Genomic DNA, 20,385 nt, shown 5'->3' on the forward strand with positions numbered 1-20,385 from the left:
AGCGATGAAATCGCGCGGGTGACCAGATTTGCCCGCTCAACCGTAGGTGTCGCGTGGACCGCGCCCTGGAACGGACCTGGGGCCGCGTTTCCAGGTGGGGACGTCAGGGCCCAAAAACCGGATACTTTCCACACCCGCCTCCGGGTATCGCTTCTCGATGTGCTGTAAGAGCTCTCCGCGCATCAGCCGCAGCTGAGTCGCCCAGCTCGTCGAGTCGCAACGAACCGTCAGCACGTGGCCTTCCACCTCGACCGGATCCGAGTGCTTGGCGGTCTCCTCGCCAACGACCTCCGTCCACGCGGCGATCAGCTCCGACTTGGCCAGTGGCGAGTTCCAGCCGAGTTCGTCGGTGAGCGAGTCGATGACTCCGCCGAGTCCGTGCGGTTCCCGGCCGGGCTCGAACGGCTGGCTTCCCGATCGATCTGTGCGCGCAGTCCGGGCACTTCGGCGCGGACCACGCCGTGGATCCGCTCCGAACAACTCCTTGAGATGCCGGTAGAAGTCGGATGCCTCACTCATCTCAGCGACTCCTGGGCGCCCGAGTCCTCCGCCTCGCTCGGCTCGGACTCGATCACACGGCCGGCCTCGATGTGCACGGTGTGGGCGCGCAAGGCATCCGGCACGTCGTCGAGCACCGCTGAGGTGACGAGTACCTGCTCGAAATCGTGCACGGATGCCGCCAGTCGCGCCCGCCGTTTCTGGTCCAGTTCCGCGAACACGTCGTCCAGGATCAGCACGGGATCCCCGGTGCTCGAGTGCTCGCGCAGCAGCTGTGCGGATGCCAGCCGCAGCGACAGCGCGAACGACCACGACTCGCCGTGGCTGGCGTAGCCCTTCGCAGGTAACCCATTGAGTTGGAACGAGACGTCGTCGCGATGCGGACCGACCAGCGTCACGCCTCGATCGAGCTCGCGCGGCCGCAGCCGCGCGACGGCTGCCGCGAATCTGTCGCGGGTGGATCCTGGTTCGATCGTTCCACCGGCGTCGCCCTGCCTCGATGCAGAGTCGTCGTCATCGTCGGGTGTTGCGCCATCCACCGACAGCAGCGGCACCAGCCGCGGATCGTGGTCGTCGCCGGCGACCGACCGGTACGCGTCCCGCACCGGCTCACGCAACTCGTCGATCAGCGCGGAGCGTTCGTCGATGATCTCGGAGCCGAGCGTCACCAATCGCTCGTCCCAGACATCCAGGGTCGACAACGCCGACCCGCGCACACCGGATGCCCGTGCCGACTTGAGAAGCGTGTTGCGCTGTTTCAGCACCCGGTCGTAGTCGGCCAGAACCCCCGCCAGCCGCGGGATACGTTGCACGAGCACCGTGTCGAGCATCCTGCGCCGCACGGCGGGTTCGCCCCTGACCAGCGCAAGATCTTCCGGCGCGAAAAGCACCGTGGACAGGTAGCGCACCAGCTCACGTGGCCGCGACGAGGTGCGGTTCACCATCGCCTTGTTCGCCGACGACCGGTTCAGCTGCAACTCCAGGAGAACCGCACGGCCGTCGTGTTCCAGACGCACCCTGACGACCGCCGCCGCGGAATCCTGCCGGATCATCGCCGCGTCGATCGGCGTGCGATGCGATGCGCCGGTGGAGAGGAAGACGAGCGACTCGACGAGATTCGTCTTGCCCTGGCCGTTGCTGCCGACGAACAAATTCGGACCAGCCGTCAGCTCAACCTCGGCGGACTCGTAGTTGCGAAAATCGGTGAGCGACAGGTGCGTCACGCGCATCGCTCACCACCTCTTCCCGTAAGTTGAGCTCCGCCCAACCGGCGAGAGTACCGAGTCAGTCGACGGCCTTCACGGCATGACCGCCGAACTGGTTGCGTAGCGCGGCCACCGCCTTCATGGCGGGCGAGTCCTCCTGCCGTGACACGAATCGCGCGAAGATCGACGCGCTGATCGTGGGCATCGGTATTGCGTGATTCAGCGCCTCCTCGACAGTCCAGCGTCCCTCACCCGAATCGTCGACGTAGCCCTCGATGTGCTCGAACTCGGGATCCTGTTCCAGCGCGCGCACCAGGAGTTCGAGCAGCCAGGAGCGCACTACGGTTCCGCGCTGCCACGCCTTGAACGTGCCTGTGACGTCTTTGATGATGTCGTTGCGGGTGTCGAGCAGCTCATACCCTTCGGCGTATGCCTGCATGAGCGCGTACTCGATGCCGTTGTGCACCATCTTCGCGTAGTGGCCGGCGCCGACCTCGCCGACGTGCACGAACCCCTCGTCGCGCGGGCCGTCCGGGCGAAGCGCGTCGAACACCGACATGACGCGCTGCACCTGCGTGTCGCTTCCGCCGACCATGAGGCCGTACCCGTTGTCGAGTCCCCAGATACCGCCGGAGACACCGGCATCGACGAAGTCGACCCCCGTCTTGGAGAGCAGCTCGGCGTGCTTGAAGTCCTCGGTGAACTTCGAGTTGCCGCCGTCGATCACGAGATCGCCTGCCTCGAGCAGTCCTGCGAGATCGTTCACGACGCTGTCGGTGACGGCACCGGCCGGCACCATGACCCACACGGTGCGGGGTGCAGGAAGCGCTGCGACGAGATCGGCGAGGGTGGCGACATCCGAGACATCCGGATTCGTGTCGTACCCGGTGACGTCGATGCCCTTGCGCTCGAGCCGGGCGCGCATGTTGTTGCCCATCCTGCCGAGACCGATGAGACCGATGTGCATGAGGAGCCCTTCGTCGTGTGAGTCGAACCGCTGACCGAACGGGGTCAGCGCAACAGCAGGTTCGGCTGCAACAGATACCGGTAGCTGTCGCTTCCCGCCTGTTCCTTGCTGGTCTGGCTCGTAATGAGCACGGGACCCGGCTTGTTCGGGTTGTCGGTCTTCGTGAACGAGATGCGCACGTACTCCGAGTGCACCGCGCCCAGACCGTCGAGCAGGAACTGGGGCTTCAGCGAGACCACGGTGTCATCGCCGGTGAGGAGGGCGTCGATGCTCTCGGATGCCTGTGCCTGCTCCGATCCGATCGCCTCGAGCGTCAGCCCGTCGGTGCTGAACGAGAACCGGAGGGCCGCTTCCCGCTCAAGAACGAGGGAGACGCGACGGGTCGCCTCGATCAGGTCGGCGGTGTTGATGACGGCGTAGTTGTCGACGCTCTCCGGAAAGAGCCGCTTCACAGGAGGGAAGTTGCCCTTGATGAGCAGGGATGTCACGGTCTTCTTCTCGGCGGTGAACGCGATGAGCTCGCGGTCGTCTTTCGCCACGAGAGTCACGTCGATGTTTCCGTTGTGGCCGAACGTCTTGCCGATCTCCTGCAGCGTGCGAGCAGGAACGAGCGCCGTGGAGGGCTCGGACTGGCCGATCGATCCCTCCCAGTCGATCTCGCGCACGGCCACGCGATAACGGTCGGTCGCCACCAGACTGAGCCGGTTCTCGGTGATCTCGAGCTGCACGCCGGTGATCACGGGTGTGACGTCGTCGCGGGATGCGGCCACAGCAACCTGCGCAACGGCCTGGGAGAAGTCGTCGGCCGGCACGACCCCGGATTCGCCGGAGATCTGCGGCAACGTGGGATATTCCTCGACCGGCATGGACAGCAGTGTGAAGTTGGCGGTCCCGCAGCTGACGACGATGCGGTTCTCTTCCGTGGCGAACGTGACAGGTGCGTTCGGAAGCTTGGAGGCGATCTCCGCGAGCAGGCGACCGGAGACGAGAACCGTTCCCGGTTCTTCGACGGCAGCGGAGATCTCGGTGTGCGCCGAGACCTCGTAGTCGAACGCAGAGAGCGAGATGCCGTCATCCGTCGTGCTGATCAGGATTCCGCTCAGAATCGGCAGGGTGGTGCGCTGGGGCAGAAGTTTGACGGTGAACGAGACCGCTTCGCTCAGCACATCGCGGTTGGCTTGAAACCTCAACGTCGTCTCCCCTGTCGTCCGATGGGCGCGTGCCGCTCCATGCTACTGCGAGGCAAGCGGGCAGTGCCGACCAGCGATCGGCTGCAACCACGCGAGATCGTGCGGTTCGTTGAGGTTGTCGGCCGACTGCTTAAAGAAGTTGTTCTCTTAATCGGCTTAACCGCTGTGGAAACTGTGGATAACTCGGTGGATCTGAGGCGGACAGCGGGAACTACATCGGTGTGAGTTGTCCATGGGCTGTTGAGGAGGGCACCGGGTGCGGGGTCATGGGAGGCCGCGGAATGACAAGGATTTCACAAGCGTCTCGCATCCGCTCACACCGGCAAGCCTGTTATTCGTTAACTATCCCCAGGGTTATCCACAGTGTGAATATTCGTCATCCGGCTACCGGTGGTTCTGCTTGATGCGGGCGGTCAGCTCGGTGACCTGGTTGTAGATCGAGCGGCGCTCCTTCATGAGCTCACTGATCTTCTTGTTCGCATACATCACGGTCGTGTGATCGCGGTTGCCGAACAGCTGGCCGATCTTCGGAAGAGACAGGTTCGTGAGTTCGCGGCACAGGTACATCGCGATCTGTCGTGCGGTGGCGATCGCCTGCGATCGGGACGAACCGTAGAGGTCGTCAACGCTCAGCTTGAAGTAGTCGGCGGTGGCGGTGATGATGTCGGCCGGCGCGACCACATTGTCGTCGTCGAGCGTGATGAGGTCTTTCAGCACCGTCTGCACCAGGTTCATATCGACCGGCGTTTTGTTCAGGCTCGCGAATGCGGTGACGCGGATGAGCGTGCCCTCGAGCTCGCGGATGTTGCTCGACACCTTGGTTGCCATGAACTCGAGGATGTCGTCGGGCACGAGAATGCGCTCGCTCTGCGCCTTCTTGCGCAGGATCGCGATGCGGGTCTCGAGGTCCGGTGCCTGCACGTCGGTGATCAGGCCCCACTCGAAGCGGGTGAGCATCCGGTCTTCGAAGCCGGTGAGATGCTTCGGCGGCAAGTCGCTCGTGATGACCACCTGCTTGTTGTGGTCGTGCAGCGTGTTGAAGGTGTGGAAGAACGCCTCCTGGGTCTCGACGGCTCGTTGCAGAAACTGGATGTCGTCGATCAGAAGGATGTCGATGTTGCGATACCGGGCCTGGAACGACGAGCCGCGGTTGTTTGCGATGGAGTTGATGAAGTCGTTCGTGAACTCCTCGGAACTGACGTAGCGCACCCGGATGCCCGGGTAGAGGCTCATCGCGTAGTGCCCGATCGCGTGCAGCAAGTGGGTCTTGCCCAGGCCCGAGTCGCCGTAGATGAAGAGCGGGTTGTACGCCTTGGCCGGTGCCTCGGCGACCGCGACGGCCGCCGCGTGCGCGAACCGGTTGGACTGGCCGATGACGAAGTTGTCGAAGCTGTACTTCGGGTTGAGCCGGGAATCGGGATTGCGCGGCGCGGCACTGATATCGGTGACCGGAGCCGACGGCTGGCTGACCGTTGCCGGCGTGTCGATATAGCTGGATTCGATATAGCTGGACTCGAGTCGCTCGGGCTCGAGCTGGGGAGAGTCGTGCGTGATGTTCGGGTTGACGACGATCGCGAAGTTCGACACAGCAAGCGTGTCGTCGAGCCGGCCGATGGAGTTCAGTAACGGAACCCGGCAACGCTGCTCGATCATTCCCCGCGTGAACTCGTTCGGCACCTCGAGGTAGAAGGTTCCGGCCATGATGCCCTTGGGCTCGACGAGGCTGAGGAATCCGTACAGCTGCGGGGTGACCCGATCATCCGCTTCGAGCGTCGACAACACGGATCGCCATGCGTTCGTCAATGACGGATCGCCGTCAGCCATAGTTCCCCTAGATCACTCCCACGGACCACCGGCAACGGCAAGTCCGATCCACCCCGTCGTGAATCTTCTTCGGCCGAAGCAGCAGGTCCGGCCGCTCTTATCCACACCGTTATCCCCAATGCCGTAAGGGCATTCTGCGTGCTCGTCCGCGGCTTCGGCAGCGGTCGACTCACAACCTGGGGATAACTTCGCATGTCACGCTAACGAATCGGGCCCGCACGCTCAAATCATCGTGCGAGCCGGATGTGCGCCGTTCTCGGCGTGCCTCTCCAGGCTTAGTCCTCTCGGTATGGATAATCAACGGTTCACCGGCGTCCGGTTTGACCTTGTGGATGCCACCCCGTACCGTTAATGGGTTGACCGCACGCTGCAGCGCGCGGCACAGCTTCCTTCCTTCCGGCGCCGCGAGACGTGTCTCTGCAGGCCTGCCTCACGAAGAGAACCGAAACATCGATCGAGAGACCTGTCTGATGAGCAAGAGAACGTTCCAGCCGAACAACCGCCGTCGCGCCAAGGTGCACGGATTCCGTCTGCGCATGCGCACGCGTGCCGGTCGCGCGATCCTCGCGAACCGTCGTCGCAAGGGCCGCACCGAGCTTTCCGCGTAGTCGTCCCTTTCACGTAGTCGAATCAGTGCGGTGCTCGCCAAGGCGAACCGGATCCGGAGCGGGACCGACTATCGTCTGACCGTCCGTAAGGGAGCGCGAGTGCACGGGCCGAACACGATCGTCTACGTGCGCACGGCGGTGGGGCCTGCCGAAGACGTGAGTCCGGTGCGCTTCGGGTTCATCGTGAGCAAGGCGGTCGGCGGAGCTGTCGTGCGCAACACGGTACGACGCAGGCTCAAGGCCGTCTGCCGCGAGCTGCTCCCGGAGCTGGCGCCGGGTCACGACATCGTGGTGCGGGCTCTGCCAGCCGGCGCGCAGGCATCCTGGATTACGCTGCAAAGTGAGATCCGCCGAGCCGTCGACAAAGTAGGCGCCCGATGCATGCCGTGATGACGACCGTTCTCCTTCTTCCGAGAAACGTCGCTGTGCTGCTTCTGCGCGCCTATCGAGCCGTGATCTCGCCCCTGTACGGAGACGTGTGCCGCTACTACCCGTCATGCTCGGCCTACGCGCTGGGCGCCATTCAGGAGCACGGCGTGATCGTCGGAACCGCCCTCGGGATAGCGCGCATCGCACGATGCCACCCCTGGGCCGCCGGCGGCGTCGACGACATTCCCCGCAAGAAGACCCCCCGCTACTCCGTCACGCCCTTCGGGTTCGTGGTGGCACGCGGCCACGCAAAAGGATGACCGAGTAAGTGGACTTCATCTATACGATCCTCTGGCCGATCGAGTGGCTGGTTCAGCTGCTTCTGATCGGCTGGCACATGCTGTGGACCGCGATCGGACTCGACCCGGCCGGTGGCGTCACCTGGGTGCTGTCCATCGTCGGCTTGACCGCCGTCATCCGTGCCGCACTGATCCCGATCTTCGTGCGCCAGATCAAGAACCAGCGGCGCATGCTCGAGGTGGCGCCGCAACTGAAGAAGATCCAGGACAAGTACAAGGGCAAGAAGGACCAGCTCTCTCGCGAGGCGATGTCTCGAGAGACCATGGAGCTCTACAAGCGCACGGGCACGAACCCGCTGAGCTCCTGCCTTCCCTTGTTGCTGCAGATGCCCGTGTTCTTCAGCCTCTTCCACGTGCTCAACGATGCGCAGAGCGGACACGACAGCGTGGGTCTGCTGAGCGGCGCGAATCTGCTCAAGTCGTTCCAGGACGCGAAATTCCTCGGTGCTCCGCTGAACGCGTCATTCGGGTCGCAATGGACGCTGATGGTCGCCGGCAAGGACTACAGCCTTTCGGTCATGCTGATCGCGGCGACCATGGTCATCCTGATGGTGGCCTCGCAGTTCACCACACAGCTTCAGATCGTCTCGAAGAACATGTCGCCGGAGACGAAGGCCAGCCCGCAGTTCCGGCAGCAGCGCATCCTGCTGTACCTGCTCCCGTTCGTCTTCCTGTTCTCCGGTGTCGCGTTCCCGCTGGGCGTCATGTTCTACTGGCTCACGTCGAACATCTGGACCATGGGCCAGCAGTGGCTGGTCATCCGGAACATGCCGACCCCGGGCAGCGAGGCCGAGAAGGCGCGCGAGGCGAGACTGGCACGAAGGGGCAAGCTGAAGACGCCGGAGGGCGCTCCCGTGCTGATCGTCGACGAGGTTCCGGCGAAACCGATCACGACGCAGCGGCAGCAACCCATGAGCAAGAGCCGAGCCAAGAAGGCCGGGGGAAAGAAATAGTGAGCATGACAGACGAGACGTCCGTTCACGGTGACGAGACATCCGTGATCGAGGGTGCCGAGCAGCGGTCAGTAGATGGCGAGGATGCCGCGCGCACGCAGTCGGCAGACGCGACCGTCTCCGCCGAACAGGACGACCAGAGCCTGGATGCCCAGGGCGACGCCGCCGCGGACTACATCGAGGCGCTCTTGGACATCTGCGATCTCGATGGCGATATCGACATCGACGTGCAGAACGAACGTCCCTACGTCTCGGTTTCCGCCGAGGATCCGCAGGCACTTCGTCTGCTGAGCCGCGCAGAGACCGTCAGCGCGCTGCAGGAACTGGCTCGCCTCGCCGTGCAGTCGAAGACCGGCGCTTTCTCGCGTCTGATCCTGGACATCGGTGGTTCCCGCGACGCACGCAAGCAGGAACTGGCCGTGCTCGTCGATCGAGCGATCGATCGGCTGGATCAGGGCGCCGCACAGGCGGCACTGCCGCCGATGTCGTCGTACGAGCGCAAGATCGTGCACGACGTGGTGGCGGACCGCGGTTTCTCGTCCCACTCCGTAGGCGAGGCATCCGAGCGCCACACGGTCATCACGCGCTCGTAGGTCGGCCATTGGATCTCACCCTTCTGACGTTTCACGTGGAACATGCACGCTGACGTCGAGCGAGAGCCCGCGTCTGCGATCGAACTGTTCGGCGACCGCATCGGATTGGCTCGCGTTTTCACCGAGTCACTTGCTCGCGAGGGTGAGGAACGCGGTCTGATCGGCCCGCTCGAGCCGCCGCGTCTATGGACCCGTCACGTGCTGAACTGCGCCGTCGTCGCCCCGTTGTTGCAGACGGGCGGAGCAGTCGGCGACGTCGGCAGCGGGGCAGGGCTTCCAGGGATCGTGCTGGCTATTGTGCGACCCGATGTGCGCTTCGTTCTGATCGAGCCGATGGAACGCCGTATCGCCTGGTTGCAGGAACAGAAGGATGCGCTCGGCCTGACGAACGTCGAGGTGCTCCGAGCCCGCGCCGAGGATGCCCGTCTGGAATCGCCACTGGACCAGGTGACAGCTCGGGCGGTCAGCGCCTTCCGCAAACTGATCCCGTTGACCGCTCCCCTGGTGCGCGATGGCGGTGAACTCGTGCTCATGAAGGGTGCGAACGCCGAGGCAGAGGTATCGGCGGCGACAAAAGAGCTCCGGCGTTTCCGCATCCACGACGTGACTGTGGAGATTCTCGGCTCTGGGATCGTCGACGAAGTCACCAGAGTCATCCGGGCTACAGTGAGATAGCTCTGACGGCACCGTGGTGACAGGTCGCGGAGTGCGTCCCTCGCAGTCCGGCACTCGCGGCCTCGTCCACAGCAAGGCAAAGGATGTTTCACGTGAAACATCCGCATGAAGAACACACGGAGGAAACCGCGCCCGTGGATATGTCGACTCCGCTCGCGAGCGAAATCGCCGACCTCAGCCGCCGGCGTCAAGCCATCGAGCAGACGACTCTGCCGCTGCCGTCGCGCACGAGGATCTTCACGATCTCGAACCAGAAGGGCGGAGTCGGGAAGACGACCACCGTGGTGAACCTGGCCGCGGCACTTGCCAGATCGGGCGCACGGGTGCTCGTTATCGACTTGGACCCTCAGGGCAACGCGTCTACCGCGCTCGGTGTGGAGCATCGGGAGGGAACGCCGAGCGTCTACGACGTCGTGGTGAACGACGCGGAGATGGCGGATGTGGTCCAGGCCTCCCCCGACCAACGCGATCTGTTCTGTGTTCCGGCAACCATCGATCTGGCGGGGGCGGAGATCGAGCTAGTGTCCATGGTGGCTCGTGAGCAAAGACTCTCGAGAGCGTTGCAGAGATTCTTGGACGAGATTCCCGAGGGCATCGACTACGTCCTGATCGACTGTCCGCCCTCGCTCGGGCTGCTCACGATCAACGCATTCGTTGCGGCGACCGAGGTACTGATCCCGATCCAGTGCGAGTACTACGCGCTGGAGGGGTTGAGCCAGCTCCTGAAGAACATCTCCATGATCGAGAAGCACCTCAACCCCAAGCTGCATGTATCGACGATCCTGCTCACGATGTTCGATTCTCGGACGAATCTCGCGCATCAGGTCGCGGACGAGGTGCGCGACCACTTTCCGAAGCAGGTGCTGCAGGCGGTCATACCGCGATCGGTGCGCATCTCGGAGGCGCCGAGCTATGGCCAGAGCGTGATCAGCTACGACGCGGGTTCACCGGGCGCGCTCTCGTACCTCGAGGCGGCGGCGGAGATCGCCAAGCGCGGCGCACCGCGTTGACGAGCGGCCGGCGACGGCCGCTCGGACCACAATCAGCAAGAACGCAGACGACAGAGGCCGCGAAGCGGCAGGCAAGAGGAAGCACAGCACGATGGCAGTGAAGCGCACGGGTTTGGGCCGCGGAATCGGCGCGCTGATCCCCACAGCAGACACGGACACGAAGCGACCGGTGGACGTGTTCTTCCACGACCGCGGGGCATCCGGTGAAGGGGAGGCAGCGGCGAGCAGTCTGCTGGCCGTGCCCGGCGCCCGGTTGGCGAACCTCTCCCCCGACGACATAGTTCCCAATGCGCAGCAGCCTCGTACCGAGTTCGACCAGGATGCCATGGACGAACTCGTCGCAAGCATCCGCGAGGTAGGTGTGCTTCAGCCCGTCGTCGTGCGGCCGCTGTCGGGTCTGCCCGGCAAATATGAGCTCATCATGGGCGAGCGGCGCCTGCGCGCGACGAAGACACTGGGGCTCGCCACCATTCCGGCGGTGGTGAAAGACACCGCCGACGAAGACATGCTGCGGGACGCCCTTCTGGAGAACCTGCACCGCTCGCAGCTGAATCCGCTTGAAGAGGCGTCTGCGTACCAGCAGCTGCTGGCCGACTTCGGCATCACCCAGGACGAGCTTGCAACCCGCATCGGTCGCTCGCGCCCGCAGATCACGAACACGATCCGGCTGCTGAAACTGCCGTCGCCGGTGCAGCAACGGGTGGCGGCGGGCGTGCTGAGCGCCGGACACGCACGCGCCATCCTCGCCGCCGGCGACACGGATGCCATGCAGCGCATCGCGGACAAGATCGTCAACGAAGACCTCTCGGTACGCGCAGCAGAAGCGCTGGTGAGCGCGAAGCCGAAGCAGGTGAAGCCCCGCCCCGCGCCGGGTAAGCGGCAGTCGAACCTGGACGAGATCGCCGATCGCCTCGGGGACCGCCTGAACACCCGCGTGAAGGTGGCGCTCGGTGCCCGGAAGGGTCAGATCACCATCGAGTTCGCTTCGGTGCAGGACCTCAACCGCATTCTCGGCGAGATCGGCGAGGGTCCGTTCGCCGGCTGAGCGTGCTCGTGGCCGTGGCTTCTTATCGCTGAACGCTTCGGCGCTTACGCTTGCCCGCGGGCATCGGCGGTGGCAGGTGGCTGTCGACCGCCTGACTCACGCCGGACAGTACCTGGTGACTCCGGGCATCGTCGGGAGGCCATCTGGGCAGAAGGTGGCAGGATCGGGGCGATGAGTACTCTGCGCGATCGTCTTCGTTCGACGCCGTCGGTCACCGGGACGGCACCTTCGTGGGATCCCAGCGACGCGCCAAAACATCCTCGGGAGCTCTTCGTCGAGTGGTTGATCCAGGCACTCGACGCCGGTGTGACGGAACCGCTGGCTGTCACGCTCTCGACCGTGGACGAGATCGGGGCACCGGATGCCCGGGTCGTGATGCTGAAGGATGTGACCGAGGACTTCGGCCTGGAGCTCGCCACCGGCGCCGAATCCGCGAAGAGTCGCCACCTTCTGGCGGACCCGCGGTGTGCGCTGACCGTCTATTGGTCTTCGGTCGCCCGCGCCGTGCGAATTCGCGGTACGGCGAGCCAGGGATCAAGGGAAGAGGCGGCGAGGGACTTTCTGGCCAGGCATCCCGACGCCCGAGCAGTAGCACTCACGGGCCGGCAGAGCCTGCCGATGACCGATCCGGCTCATCACGTCGAGCTGATCACGGCAGAGCGCGCCCGGATCGAGGCCGACCCGACGCTGGTGTCCCCCACCTGGACATTGTGGCGGGTCTTCCCGACCACCGTGGAGTTCTGGCAGGGTGCCCCGACCCGGGATCACTTGCGACTTCGGTATCTCCGTGGAGCGGATGCCTGGCACAGCGAACGCCTCTGGCCGTGATGGCGGCGCTCGGCGCGCAGCTCGCGGCGCGCACTTCGACGGGAGCTCGGCGGGACCGATGTTTCACGTGAAACACGATGCAAGAGCCTCTGGACCGGGGCTCGATGTTTCACGTGAAACATCCCGTGAGGCTCGCCGTTCTTGTCGCGGGCTAACGGCGCAAAGCGAAGGGCTGCATGTTTCACGTGAAACACGGGCGGCATGCGTCAGTCGGCGAGTGCCGACGCCTCGCGGATCGCTTGCTCGGCGAGTCCGACGTAGACGGCGCCGAGGTCGAAGCCGGCTGCCTCGATGGCAAGTGGGACGAGCGACGTCTCGGTGAGCCCGGGCAGCACGTTCGCCTCCAGGAACCAGGGGACGCCATCCGGATCCACGATCAGGTCGACGCGCGACAGGTGCCGCAGGCCGAGAGCCTCGTGTGCGGTGATCGCGACGTCGGTCACCCGGTCCGCGGCGGCATCCGTCAGCCGCGCCGGCGTGTAGAAGCTCGTCTCCCCCGCGTTGTACCGCGCCTCGAAGGTGTAGGCACCGTTCCGCGGCACGATCTCCACGGCAGGAAGAGCGACCGGGCCGGCTCCGGTGTCGAGCACCGTCACTGCCACCTCGATACCGACCACGCGGCGTTCGATGAGTGCCACGTCGTTGTAGGTGTACGCGTTCACCAGCGCGCGCGGCAGGTCGGCCGTGTCATCCACGTATGTGACGCCTTGCGCAGAGCCGCCCTCTGCGGGCTTGACGACGAGAGGCGCGGTGAGTGCGTCGCCCAGCGCCTCGAGCACGCTCACAGCGCCGAGTTCTCGGAATGTCTCCGTCGGCAGCGTGACGGATGCCGGTGTCTGCACCCCGGCACGGGAGACCAGCGTCTTCGCGACCGGCTTGAGCCACGCGAGGCGGGCGGCTTCGGCATCCGCTCCCACGAAGGGGACCCCGGCGGTCTGGAGCAGGGCGCGAAGCGCACCGTTCTCACCGCTTGCGCCGTGCAGGGCGGGCCACACGACATCCGGCTCGAGCGTGCGGATAGCGGAGAGCAGTTCGCCGTCGGGCTCGCGAACGGTGACGCGGTGACCATGGGCGGAGAGCCCGTCTGCGACACGGCGGCCCGAGCGCAGCGAGACGTCGCGTTCATGGGAGAGTCCGCCCGCGAGGACGAGCACATTCAGTCGTTCGAAGTCGGTCATGGCGACCCTTCAGGCGGTTCGGTGATGTCGGTCGGTTACGGGGTCGGCGGCGGTGCCCTAGCGGAGGTCGGAGGGCGGGAACGTGTCGGCGGCTGCGCGTTGGGCACGTAACGATCCCGTTCCGGCGAAGGTGTCGAGCAGGTCGAGCTCCCCGTTGATCACGTTCGCCAGCCGGCGCACGCCGACTCGGATGGCTTCCGGCGTCGGGTAGCAGAACGACAGACGCATGTTCTGGGCTCCGTCGCCGTCGGCGTAGAACGCCGTGCCGGGGGTGTAGGCGACGAGTTCGGTGACCGCGCGGGGCAGCATCGCCTTGGAATCCAGCGATTCCGGGAGTGTGAGCCAGACGTAGAACCCGCCGTTCGGGTTCGTCCAGCTGAGCTCCGGCAGGTGTTCCTCCAGAGCCGAGATCATCGCCTGCTTGCGCTCCCGGTACACGCCGCGGAAGGTGTCGATCTGCCCACGCCAGTTCGCCTCGCTGAGGTACTGCGAGATCACCAGCTGCGTGAACGAGCTGGGGCTGAGCACGGCGGCCTCGTTGGCGAGGATGAGCTTCTCCCGGATCGCGTGCGGCGCGAGCGCCCATCCGACGCGGAAGCCCGGCGCCAGCGTCTTGGAGAATGTGCCGAGATAGACCACGCCGTCTTCGTCGATGGAGCGCATCGCGGCCGGCGGCTTCTGCTCGAAGTACAACAATCCGTACGGGTTGTCCTCGAGCACGAGGATGCCGTTCTCACGGCAGATCTCGAGGATCTCCAGTCGCCGCTCCCATGTCAGCGTGACGCCGGCCGGGTTGTGGAAGGTGGGGATCGTGTACAGGAATTTGATGCGGCGGCCGACGGCGCGCGCGTTCGCGATGTGCTGGCGCAGGGCATCCGGAATCAGTCCGTGCTCGTCGGAAGGGACGTGGTCGACCTCTGCCTGATAGGACTTGAAGATCACGAGGGCGGTCACATAGCTCGGGCCTTCGGCGAGAACGAGGTCACCCGGGTCGAGGAACAACTTGGCGAACAGCTCGAGGCCGTGCTGAGAGCCGGTCGTGACGATCACATCGTCGGCGCTCGCACTGATGCCCTCGAGAGCCATCACCTCGGTGATCTGCTCGCGCAGCAGGGGAACGCCCTGGCCCGATCCGTACTGAAGCGCGACCGGTCCCTGCTCCCGCATGACCCGCTCCATCGCACCGACGACGAGGTCTTCGGGAAGAGCCGACACGTACGGCATGCCGCCCGCCAGCGAGACCACCTCGGGCCGGGAGGCAACGGCGAACAGAGCTCGAACCTCACTGGCGGCAAGACCGGCCGTGCGCTGCGCGTACGACGAGAACCAGGGGTCGAGATTGTTGCCCGCAGAGTGCGAGCCGCCGTTGTGAATCACGTGTCATTCCGTTCTGAGCGTGCGTTCCATGTTATGGGATGCCCGATGGGCGTCGCCTTCGGGCGTAGGGGCGGAAATGCAGAACGCCCGCCCGGCGGGTGCCGGGCGGGCGTTCAGGGTGCGCCGACCGGCCTACTTGATGTAGGCGGCCAGGTCGGCTTCGAGGGCGGGCTTCGGCTTGGCGCCGATGACGGTCTTGACGACCTCACCGCCCTGGTAGACCTTCAGCGCAGGGATCGAGGTGATCTGGTACTTGAAAGCGGTCTGGGGGTTCTCGTCCACGTTCAACTTGACGATCTCGAGCTTGTCGCCGTGCTCCGCGGCGATCTGGTCGAGGATCGGTGAGACCGCACGACACGGCCCGCACCACTCGGCCCAGAAGTCGACGAGCACGGTCTTGTCGGAATCGAGCACGTCCTGCTGGAACGTGGCATCCGTGACGGACTTGGCGCTGGACATTGTTCTCCTTCTATCGGTTCGGTTCCGCCGCACGTGGCGGTGGAGTTCTCGCGTTCGGCCCGGGGCCTTGCGTCAGGTGGCGAGGGTGAGCGCCTCGCGTTCCGTTTGGTCGAGTGCCGCCAGGTAGTGCTCAGCGTCGAGGGCGGCGACGGTTCCGCTGCCCGCGGCGGTGACGGCCTGCCGGTAGGTCGGGTCGATCACGTCGCCTGCGGCGAAAACGCCGGGCAGGTTGGTCTTCGAGCTACGACCGTCGACGGCGATGGTGCCGGCCGGGGTGAGGTCGAGCTGGCCATGCACGAGGTGCGTGCGGGGGTCATTGCCGATCGCGACGAACAGCCCGTCGAGCGCGAGGTCGCGCTCCTCCCCCGTGACAGTGTCGCGCAGGGTCACCCCGGTGACGGCGCTTTCACCGTTGATCGAGACGACCTCGCTGTTCCAGACGAACTCGATCTTGTCGTTCTCGAACGCACGGTTCTGCATGATCTTGGATGCCCGCAACTGGTCGCGACGGTGGATCACGTACACCTTCGACGCGAACCGGGTCAGGAAGGTGGCCTCCTCGATGGCGGAGTCGCCGCCGCCGACCACCGCGATGGTCTTCTCACGGAAGAAGAATCCGTCACAGGTGGCGCACCACGACAGGCCGTGGCCGGAGAGGTGCTCCTCCTCGGCGAGCCCGAGCTTGCGGTAGGCGGAACCGGTCGCGAAGATCACCGACCGGGCTTCGTGCGTCTCGCCACTGCCGAGGTGCACCTTCTTCACCTCGCCGTCGAGCTCGAGCGACACCACGTCGTCGTAGAGCACCTCAGCGCCGAACTTCTCGGCCTGCACCTGAAGCTTGGCCATCAGGTCGGGGCCCATGATGCCGTCCGGGAACCCGGGGAAGTTCTCCACCTCGGTAGTGTTCATCAGCTCGCCACCGGCCTCGACGGAACTGGCGATCACGAGCGGCTCGAGGTTGGCACGCGCCGCATAGATGGCCGCGGTGTAACCGGCTGGGCCGGAACCGATGATGATGATCTGCCGCACGTAAAGCTCCTCGTCTTGCTGTGCTGTGCAACACAGTGTAGGCGGATGGTATTCCAGCCAGCGGAGCGGCCGCCGACCCGGGCGGATCAGCGCAGTGAGCGACCCGGCAGGCGGCGCCGCAGCAGGTTCCACGCGTTCGTGAACTCCTCGGTGCGCAGAAGGCGCAGCATCCCGGAGTAGACGGCCAGCATGACCACCCCGGCCGCAGCGATCGAGAGCACGGCGGGGAGGATGCCCGCCACGGCGAAGCCGCGGGTGTACGCCCCGAGGAGAGCGAGCACGAGCATCCCGACCACACCCGCGACCACGGCCGAAAGCAGGAATCGCCACAGACCGCGGAGGATGCGTCGCCCGTCGACTCCGTGCATCCGTCGTCGCAGGAGCACGGCCGCGATGATGGCCTGAACGGTGCCGGCGAGCGACACCGCGAATGCGATGGACATGGCGCGCACCTGAGGCGCAACCAACAGGCAGAGCAGCACGCCGGCGATGACGACCACGACCTGGGCGAGTGTGAACAGGAACGGGGTGCGTGTGTCGCCCATCGAGTAGAAGGCACGCTGGATGACGAACAGGATGCAGAACGGCACGAGGCCGGCCGCATACCCGATCAGCACGTTGCCCATTGCTGCATAGTCGCCGGAGGTGAAGACCCGCGCGATCGGGTAGGCGGCGATAATGATGGCGACAGAGAAAAAGCTGATCAGAGCTGCAATCGAGCGGGTTGCGGTGGAGAAGTCGGTGCGGAACGAGGCGACGTTCCCCTCGCGGGCGTGCTCGGCCATCCGGGTGTAGAACGCCGTCACGATGGAGACCGCGATGATCGAGTGCGGCAGCATGAAGATGAGCCAGGACTGGGTCATGGCGGCGACGGATGCATAGCGGCCGCCGGCGCCCACGGTGTTGGCGACGTTCGTCTCGATGAGACCGGCCAGCTGGGTGAGCACGAGCATGGCGAGCGTCCACGCGGCCGCCTTTCCCGCGCTTCCGAGATTGACACCGCGCCAGCGGAAGTCGAAGCGGAACGTCAGGCCCACCTTGCGCCAGAAGAAGAACAGCACGAGCGCCTGTACCGCGATGCCGAGGGTGGCGCCGCCACCGAGCACCGCGATCATGCCGGGGGTCCAATTCGCCGCGTGCGGGCGCGGGTGCTGTGCTTCGGAACCGAACATGAGGATGAACACGACCAGCGTCGCGATGCTGACCACGTTGTTGAACACCGGCGCCCACGTGAACGGGCCGAACGACTTGCGCGCGTTGAGCACCTCGCCGAGCAGCGTGTACAGGCCGAGGAAGAAGATCTGCGGCAGCGACCAGTATGCGAACAGGGTCGCCAGCCCTGCATAGGAGCCGCGCGTGCCGAACAGCTGCACCAGGAACGGCGCAAGGAGTGTGGCGACGACCGCGACCGCGGCGAAGATCAGGATGCCCAGGGTGACGAGCTTGTTGATGTAAGCCTTGCCGCCGTCCGCGTGAACGGACGCACGCACGATCTGCGGCACGAGAACCGCGCTGAGGATGCCCTGCGCGATGATCGCGTAGATGCTGTTCGGCACCTGCGTCGCCGTGGCGTACGCGTTCGCGCCGACGGCGATGACGCCGATCGCCTGGATCAGCACCCACGACCGCACGAAGCCCAGCACGCGGGAGACCATCGTGCCGGAGGCGAGCATGGCGCTCGCGCGTCCGACGCTAGCCACGTGGTCCCCCTTCGTCGGTGGGTTCGTTTTCGGCGGGCTCGGCCGGCGGAAGAGGCTCGTCGCCCTGCAGGGCAGAGTCCGCGGCATCCGTAACCGGCTCTGCCGGTTTCTCGGAGTCGTCGCTTGCCTGCTCCGCCGAGGCATCCGCCTGCGCCCGCCCCTTGCGGCGCTCGTTCACCCTGCGCACGATGCTGCGGGTCAGGCCGAAGCCGAAGAAGAGCACGAACGCGATGCCGAGAATGAGCGCACCGAGGCCCTCCCAGTCCGCGTGCACGTCGATCGCGGCCGTCTGCGGGGCGCCGATCGGCAGACCGGTGGGGCTGTACAGCTGCAGGCCGAGCTTGACGTTGCCGTTGCCGAGCTTCGCCTTGACCGGCACGAGCACCTTCGCGCTGGCATCCGCCGGAATCGTCTTCGCGGTGTCGGAGTCGACCTCGAGTCGGTTGTTGGAGGGAGTCGCGCGCAGCACGATGTTGACCGATGGCTTCACCCCGTTCGGCAGGGTCAGAGCGTTGGTCACGGTGACCGGGATGAGGCTCTGGGCGCTCGCCACCGTGATCTTTCCGGTCGGGTCGATCTTGACCGATCCCACCGTGTCGCTCGCCTGTTTGACGAAGCCGGCCACGGCACCCGGCCAGTTGTTGTCGGGCTGGCGCCATCCCACCGACAGCAGTGACAGCAGCTCATTGCGGGTCTGGCCGGTCAGGGTGGTCGGGTCGGCGAGAACGGTGGCGAAGGCATCCATGTTGCCTGCGGCGCTCGTGAGCTGGTTGACGGAGGCCGTTCTGGCCGGGTCCTGCGTGACGTCATCGAGCTTGAGGCCCTCGGAGACCGGTGCGGTGAGTGCATCCCGAAGCGACGACGCGGTGACCCAGGGCAGCGTGAACACCGAGGTCAGGGCGCGGCTCGCCTCCCCCTCGTTCGCCGGCCAGTCGCGGTCGAGCCCGGCCAGGATGATCGTGCCGCTGGAGCCCTGCTTGCTGATCTCGGCGAGCTGGGCCGAGACGGATGCCAGTGCGGCGTTCTCCTGATCCGTGCCGACGGCAGAGACCACGTTGCGCAGTGCGTCGCTGACGCCCTGATCGGTGACGAGCGCGGTTCCTCCCTTCACCGGCAGCGGCGCATTCGGGGTGACCGAGAGTGAGGACTGATTCGTGTTGGAGCCGGACACGATCGTCGACTTGTATCCGTCGGCCGCCAGGGCGTCGAGGTCGCTGGTGCGCAGGCTGTCGTCGGCCGGCCAGGCGATGCCGCTGAACGTGTACGGCCACGAGAGCAGCTCGGCCGTGGTGGGAACGTTCGGCTGCTTGGGAGTGGCCGTCGGCGTCGGCGTCACGAAAGGGTTGGTGGCCGTCGGTGTGGGCGTCGGCTGCGGGGTCTCGCCGACGGTCAGCTGGCCGGGGAAGTTGCTGGGATTCATGGCGTAGCCGAACGACGTCGGCGTGAGCAGCGAGGTAACGCCGGACTGCAGCTGCGTGGCGACGTCCGCATCGCCGTATTGAAGCGGGAAGGAGTCGTTGGTGAGCGAGCTCAGGTCGTTGACCCAGTTCTGCGCGCTCTGAGGCGCCGAGGTTCCGAGAACACGGATGGACGCGATGATCATCGGGTCGATGGCGATGGCGACCGACGGATGATCGCGCGCGAGCTCGAGCTGCCGGGTGAGCAGACCGTCGGGCGCCGTGTAGGTGGCGAGATCGTCGGCGGCGATGAGCCCCGTCGAGGTCGGCGGCACCGTGATGGGCATGGCCACCGCGAGGCCGACCTGGTGCTGTGCGCCGGTGCCCTGGTAGGTGAGGGTCGAGTAACCGGTCCCCACCGTGCCCGAGCCCTCTGTCACGGTCGCCGTGAGCCCGTACACGGCCGTGTCGCCGCCCAGTCCGACCGCCTGTTCCGGGATCGTGACCGTGGCGACACGCTGACTCGTGCCAGCGGTGACGGCCTGGGTGGCCACCGTCTGGATGGCGCGCGTTGAGGCGTCGTGATCGGAATCCTGCTTGAGCCAGGCATCCAGACCCTGACGAGATGCGATGGGCTTCTCGGTGATCGAGATGGTCGCAGTGCCTGGCCCGATGACATCGGCGGAGGCGTTGTCGATGCCGATCGTGACGGTGACGGACTGTCCTGGCGACTCCGTTCCGGCATTCCCGGCGTAGAGCGACACCGTCGGAGCCTGGCCGCTGGCCGCAACAGCCGACGGCGTCTTGGCCGGTTCGTGCGCCTGGGCGGATGCCGGCACGAGCATCCCGCTCGTTGTCACGAGGACGCTGAGTGCCCCCAGCAGGGCGCCTCCGACCGCCTTCATGCGGCTTCGGGTTCGCCGGTGCTCGCTCCTACCGCCACGCGACCCGACGGCGCCGCTGCTCAACCGCATGCGGCAGCGCAGGGGTCGACGGGGAGCATGCCCGCAATTGTACTGAGCGCCCCAGTGCCGGAAACCTGGACCGGCCGGGCAGCCGTTCAGGCGGGCTGCCAGGGTGCGCAGCGCGATCCACAGGTCGGATGAGGATGTTCAGACACA

At 65.6% G+C, this 20,385-nt stretch carries 20 protein-coding genes; 9 read left to right on the forward strand and 11 right to left on the reverse strand.

Going from position 1 to position 20,385, the window contains the following annotated elements:
- Positions 1-36 precede the first annotated feature (36 nt).
- The 5 genes from ACYVII_RS14830 to dnaA all read right to left on the reverse strand — a co-directional run bounded on the left by ACYVII_RS14830 (position 37) and on the right by dnaA (position 5,684).
- Positions 37-519: a DciA family protein gene (locus ACYVII_RS14830; protein ID WP_460536435.1), complete on the reverse strand. Its 483-nt coding sequence runs from the start codon at positions 517-519 to the stop codon at positions 37-39.
- Positions 516-1,727, reverse strand: a complete 1,212-nt coding sequence (gene recF, locus ACYVII_RS14835; RefSeq protein WP_460536437.1) for a DNA replication/repair protein RecF — start codon at positions 1,725-1,727, stop codon at positions 516-518. The genes ACYVII_RS14830 and recF overlap by 4 nt, the downstream gene beginning before the upstream one ends.
- A gap of 55 nt (positions 1,728-1,782) precedes the next feature.
- Entirely contained in the window at positions 1,783-2,670 is an 888-nt protein-coding gene (gene gnd / locus ACYVII_RS14840; protein WP_460536440.1) for an NADP(+)-dependent, decarboxylating phosphogluconate dehydrogenase, read from the reverse strand.
- 44 nt (positions 2,671-2,714) lie between these two features.
- On the reverse strand, positions 2,715-3,860 hold the full coding sequence (dnaN, locus tag ACYVII_RS14845) for a DNA polymerase III subunit beta (protein WP_460536442.1): 1,146 nt from the start codon (positions 3,858-3,860) through the stop codon (positions 2,715-2,717).
- Positions 3,861-4,244: 384 nt separating this feature from the next.
- Positions 4,245-5,684: a chromosomal replication initiator protein DnaA gene (gene dnaA / locus ACYVII_RS14850; protein ID WP_460536444.1), complete on the reverse strand. Its 1,440-nt coding sequence runs from the start codon at positions 5,682-5,684 to the stop codon at positions 4,245-4,247.
- Positions 5,685-6,154: 470 nt separating this feature from the next.
- Between dnaA and rpmH the strand changes: the two genes are divergently transcribed.
- From rpmH to ACYVII_RS14895, 9 genes are all read left to right on the forward strand, one after another.
- Positions 6,155-6,292 carry a 50S ribosomal protein L34 gene (gene rpmH, locus ACYVII_RS14855; RefSeq protein WP_026940492.1) on the forward strand — a complete coding sequence of 46 codons (138 nt, stop codon included), beginning with the start codon at positions 6,155-6,157 and terminating at the stop codon, positions 6,290-6,292.
- Between the two features lie 30 nt (positions 6,293-6,322).
- Complete coding sequence (gene rnpA / locus ACYVII_RS14860; protein ID WP_460536446.1) at positions 6,323-6,682, forward strand: ribonuclease P protein component; 360 nt, start codon at positions 6,323-6,325, stop codon at positions 6,680-6,682.
- Positions 6,682-6,981 carry a membrane protein insertion efficiency factor YidD gene (gene yidD, locus ACYVII_RS14865; protein ID WP_460536448.1) on the forward strand — a complete coding sequence of 100 codons (300 nt, stop codon included), beginning with the start codon at positions 6,682-6,684 and terminating at the stop codon, positions 6,979-6,981. Before rnpA ends, yidD begins: the two co-directional genes overlap by 1 nt.
- Before the next feature lie 8 nt (positions 6,982-6,989).
- On the forward strand, positions 6,990-7,973 hold the full coding sequence (gene yidC / locus ACYVII_RS14870; RefSeq protein WP_460536450.1) for a membrane protein insertase YidC: 984 nt from the start codon (positions 6,990-6,992) through the stop codon (positions 7,971-7,973).
- Between the two features lie 5 nt (positions 7,974-7,978).
- Positions 7,979-8,566, forward strand: coding sequence for a Jag family protein (locus ACYVII_RS14875; RefSeq protein ID WP_460536453.1), 588 nt, complete (start codon positions 7,979-7,981; stop codon positions 8,564-8,566).
- 42 nt (positions 8,567-8,608) lie between these two features.
- Positions 8,609-9,241, forward strand: a complete 633-nt coding sequence (gene rsmG, locus ACYVII_RS14880) for a 16S rRNA (guanine(527)-N(7))-methyltransferase RsmG (protein ID WP_460536455.1) — start codon at positions 8,609-8,611, stop codon at positions 9,239-9,241.
- Positions 9,242-9,324: 83 nt separating this feature from the next.
- Positions 9,325-10,251: a ParA family protein gene (locus ACYVII_RS14885; RefSeq protein WP_460536457.1), complete on the forward strand. Its 927-nt coding sequence runs from the start codon at positions 9,325-9,327 to the stop codon at positions 10,249-10,251.
- Between the two features lie 91 nt (positions 10,252-10,342).
- A complete protein-coding gene (locus tag ACYVII_RS14890; protein ID WP_460536460.1) occupies positions 10,343-11,296 on the forward strand; it encodes a ParB/RepB/Spo0J family partition protein in 954 nt (317 codons plus the stop codon).
- Positions 11,297-11,467: 171 nt separating this feature from the next.
- Positions 11,468-12,124 (forward strand): pyridoxine/pyridoxamine 5'-phosphate oxidase, encoded by a 657-nt coding sequence (locus ACYVII_RS14895; RefSeq protein WP_460536462.1) that lies wholly within the window; start codon positions 11,468-11,470, stop codon positions 12,122-12,124.
- A 206-nt stretch (positions 12,125-12,330) separates the two neighbouring features.
- Here ACYVII_RS14895 and ACYVII_RS14900 read toward each other — a convergent pair whose 3' ends face one another.
- The 6 genes from ACYVII_RS14900 to ACYVII_RS14925 form a co-directional block, all read right to left on the reverse strand.
- A complete protein-coding gene (locus ACYVII_RS14900; protein WP_460536464.1) occupies positions 12,331-13,302 on the reverse strand; it encodes a D-alanine--D-alanine ligase family protein in 972 nt (323 codons plus the stop codon).
- 57 nt (positions 13,303-13,359) lie between these two features.
- A complete protein-coding gene (locus ACYVII_RS14905) occupies positions 13,360-14,679 on the reverse strand; it encodes an aminotransferase-like domain-containing protein (RefSeq protein ID WP_460536466.1) in 1,320 nt (439 codons plus the stop codon).
- A gap of 132 nt (positions 14,680-14,811) precedes the next feature.
- Positions 14,812-15,138, reverse strand: coding sequence for a thioredoxin family protein (gene trxA, locus ACYVII_RS14910; protein ID WP_460536468.1), 327 nt, complete (start codon positions 15,136-15,138; stop codon positions 14,812-14,814).
- 72 nt (positions 15,139-15,210) lie between these two features.
- Positions 15,211-16,167: an NAD(P)/FAD-dependent oxidoreductase gene (trxB, locus tag ACYVII_RS14915; RefSeq protein WP_460536470.1), complete on the reverse strand. Its 957-nt coding sequence runs from the start codon at positions 16,165-16,167 to the stop codon at positions 15,211-15,213.
- A gap of 86 nt (positions 16,168-16,253) precedes the next feature.
- The gene (murJ, locus tag ACYVII_RS14920) at positions 16,254-17,867 is read right to left on the reverse strand and encodes a murein biosynthesis integral membrane protein MurJ (protein ID WP_460536472.1); all 1,614 of its coding nucleotides are present in this window, start codon (positions 17,865-17,867) and stop codon (positions 16,254-16,256) included.
- A complete protein-coding gene (locus ACYVII_RS14925) occupies positions 17,860-20,169 on the reverse strand; it encodes a DUF6049 family protein (protein WP_460536474.1) in 2,310 nt (769 codons plus the stop codon). The genes murJ and ACYVII_RS14925 overlap by 8 nt, the downstream gene beginning before the upstream one ends.
- Positions 20,170-20,385 lie beyond the last annotated feature (216 nt).

This window comes from Humibacter ginsengiterrae (assembly GCF_054780115.1).

What these genes read in the sequence shown, in the direction of transcription:
- ACYVII_RS14830 (WP_460536435.1), bottom strand. Translation starts at nt 519, where the DNA reads ATGAGTGAGGCATCCGACTTCTACCGGCATCTCAAGGAGTTGTTCGGA.
- recF (WP_460536437.1), bottom strand. Translation starts at nt 1,727, where the DNA reads ATGCGCGTGACGCACCTGTCGCTCACCGATTTTCGCAACTACGAGTCC.
- gnd (WP_460536440.1), bottom strand. Translation starts at nt 2,670, where the DNA reads ATGCACATCGGTCTCATCGGTCTCGGCAGGATGGGCAACAACATGCGC.
- dnaA (WP_460536444.1), bottom strand. Translation starts at nt 5,684, where the DNA reads ATGGCTGACGGCGATCCGTCATTGACGAACGCATGGCGATCCGTGTTG.
- rpmH (WP_026940492.1), top strand. Translation starts at nt 6,155, where the DNA reads ATGAGCAAGAGAACGTTCCAGCCGAACAACCGCCGTCGCGCCAAGGTG.
- yidD (WP_460536448.1), top strand. Translation starts at nt 6,682, where the DNA reads ATGACGACCGTTCTCCTTCTTCCGAGAAACGTCGCTGTGCTGCTTCTG.
- ACYVII_RS14875 (WP_460536453.1), top strand. Translation starts at nt 7,979, where the DNA reads ATGACAGACGAGACGTCCGTTCACGGTGACGAGACATCCGTGATCGAG.
- rsmG (WP_460536455.1), top strand. Translation starts at nt 8,609, where the DNA reads ATGCACGCTGACGTCGAGCGAGAGCCCGCGTCTGCGATCGAACTGTTC.
- ACYVII_RS14885 (WP_460536457.1), top strand. Translation starts at nt 9,325, where the DNA reads ATGTTTCACGTGAAACATCCGCATGAAGAACACACGGAGGAAACCGCG.
- ACYVII_RS14890 (WP_460536460.1), top strand. Translation starts at nt 10,343, where the DNA reads ATGGCAGTGAAGCGCACGGGTTTGGGCCGCGGAATCGGCGCGCTGATC.
- ACYVII_RS14895 (WP_460536462.1), top strand. Translation starts at nt 11,468, where the DNA reads ATGAGTACTCTGCGCGATCGTCTTCGTTCGACGCCGTCGGTCACCGGG.
- ACYVII_RS14900 (WP_460536464.1), bottom strand. Translation starts at nt 13,302, where the DNA reads ATGACCGACTTCGAACGACTGAATGTGCTCGTCCTCGCGGGCGGACTC.
- trxA (WP_460536468.1), bottom strand. Translation starts at nt 15,138, where the DNA reads ATGTCCAGCGCCAAGTCCGTCACGGATGCCACGTTCCAGCAGGACGTG.
- ACYVII_RS14925 (WP_460536474.1), bottom strand. Translation starts at nt 20,169, where the DNA reads ATGAAGGCGGTCGGAGGCGCCCTGCTGGGGGCACTCAGCGTCCTCGTG.